The sequence below is a fragment of the Bartonella sp. AP36NXGY genome (assembly GCF_042195865.1).
Lineage (GTDB): Bacteria > Pseudomonadota > Alphaproteobacteria > Rhizobiales > Rhizobiaceae > Bartonella.
Map to the genome: position 1 here is coordinate 1426 of NZ_JBHIPD010000058.1, position 1817 is coordinate 3242.

At 43.3% G+C, this 1817-nt stretch carries 4 protein-coding genes; all 4 read right to left on the reverse strand.

Features of this window, described 5'->3' with window-relative positions; genetic code table 11:
* Positions 1 to 1025, reverse strand: a 1025-nt coding sequence (locus ACFINX_RS09540) for a phage tail tape measure protein (RefSeq protein WP_375668750.1), incomplete at its 3' end; no start/stop codon positions are given.
* Positions 1022 to 1093, reverse strand: coding sequence for a hypothetical protein (locus tag ACFINX_RS09545; protein ID WP_375612372.1), 72 nt, complete (start codon positions 1091 to 1093; stop codon positions 1022 to 1024). The genes ACFINX_RS09545 and ACFINX_RS09540, both read right to left, overlap by 4 nt.
* Before the next feature lie 38 nt (positions 1094 to 1131).
* Entirely contained in the window at positions 1132 to 1419 is a 288-nt protein-coding gene (locus ACFINX_RS09550; RefSeq protein ID WP_375612344.1) for a phage tail assembly protein, read from the reverse strand.
* A gap of 2 nt (positions 1420 to 1421) precedes the next feature.
* A partial coding sequence (locus ACFINX_RS09555) for a phage major tail tube protein (RefSeq protein ID WP_375668748.1) occupies positions 1422 to 1817 on the reverse strand: 396 nt, incomplete at its 5' end.

Below are 1817 nucleotides of genomic sequence, written 5' to 3' on the forward strand. Positions count from 1 at the left end.
AGGGTTATTTCACCAATCAGAGGTTCTAGCCATTGGAACCAGCCTTTAATCCTCTCTGTGAGATCACTGATGCCTTTTCTTAAATCAGAGGTAGGATTAAGCAAATCATTAAGGACTTTTTTTAAGGTTTTTGCCCAGCTCGCAACAGTTGTTTGAATGAGGTCGCGGTTTTCATCAATCAACTTTGAAAAACCGTCAATCATATCATTAATCACGGGCATGAAACGCGCGCCAATAAAGCTCGCGATACCGCCTATTTTTTTCTTAAAAGCACCAAGCTTGTCACTTAAATCTGCTGCATAGCGTGCAACATCGGCACCTATCAGCCATTTTCCTTTTCGCGCCTTTGCAAACAGCTCTTTAATGGGTGCCATGCCTTGTGCAAGCATGGTCGCCATTTCTTTACCATCGCCCCCAAACAGCAGAGCGGCAATATGCTGTCTTTGTGCTTGGCTTTTCATCTTACTCATCTTGTCGGTAATTTCTTCTAACAAGACAGAAGTGGATTTGAGTTTTCCAGAAGTGTTTTTGACAGAAATGCCAAGTGCTTCAAAGCCCATCATGCCTCTTTTTTGTCCGGCATATGCTTGTGCTGAACGCCTATTTAAAACCGCTAAGGATTGTTGAAAAAGTTCGGCAGAAGTGCCTGAATTATCGGCTGCATCACCCCATAATTGAAGTGATGCAACACTCATATTTAAATGGTGTGATGCGTGATAAAGACTATCTCCCAGATGCATGGTTTTCATGGTGAGGGCGGCTACACTTGCCACAAGACCACCACCAGCAAGCCCTAAGACACCGGTAAAGACTGAAGCACGACTTGCCGCTGTGCTAAGAGCACTTTGAACGCCATGAAGGCTTTTTGTCATGTTTTTGACAGCAGCAGAAAAGCGCACAATACCCAAACTATGTGAGAGTGTTTTTGACAATGTATCGAATTTTTTTTGAAGATGTTTGAGAGGTGCGGTGAGTTTGTCTTCAAGAGACAATTTTACCTTTGCATCAGCAACTTTTTCACTCATTTTATCTTATACCTTTCTGCTGCTTGATTTCGCCAGAATATGAGTTCTTGCGGTTCCATTTCCATCATCTTTGAAAGGGACCAATGGAACACAATGGTAATATCGGCTATGAGTTTAGCGGCGGTTTCCCAGTCGAGGTATCCCGCCGCTTGATAAAAGACTCCAAAATCTCTCCAATGCTCGACAAGTCATTAATATCGAGTTCTCCAACCGCTTCATGTGCCCATCCAGAAAGACGTGCGATCATAGCGATTGTTTGCTCTATGCCTTCTTTTTTGTCGATTGCTTGCACATCTTTTGTTTTGGGGCGCTGTAAAGTAATTTCGGTGTGCTCTTTTCCTTCAAAAGTAACAGGTATCAATAATTTATGTGTAATGCTTGTTTGGACTGTCATTTTTATAATCCTATGTTGTCTCTATGGTCTGCGAGTTGATTGACGCCATTGAATTTTCTCACCAAGTTGAGGACATCTATCTCAACGATTTCAACGTCCTTCTGGACATATTTGAAATACTGCAATGTGAAGGTAGTTGTGGATGTTGCTTTGCTGCCCGGTTGCCATTCTGCCATTTCAAAGCCTTTGCATAGTCCTCTCATGGTAATGACAACACCTTCTGCTGGTGTGCCTTGCGCTTGCATTGAACTTCGTAATGAAATGTTGACATCGGTGCGCCCTAACAGTGCCATCAACTCTGGAGAGCAATCAGAAATGGTCATGCTAAGCGTGAGGGTTTCAAGACCAAGGTCAACTTCAATGGAGCTATCCATGCCACCGCCGCGATAACTTTCAAC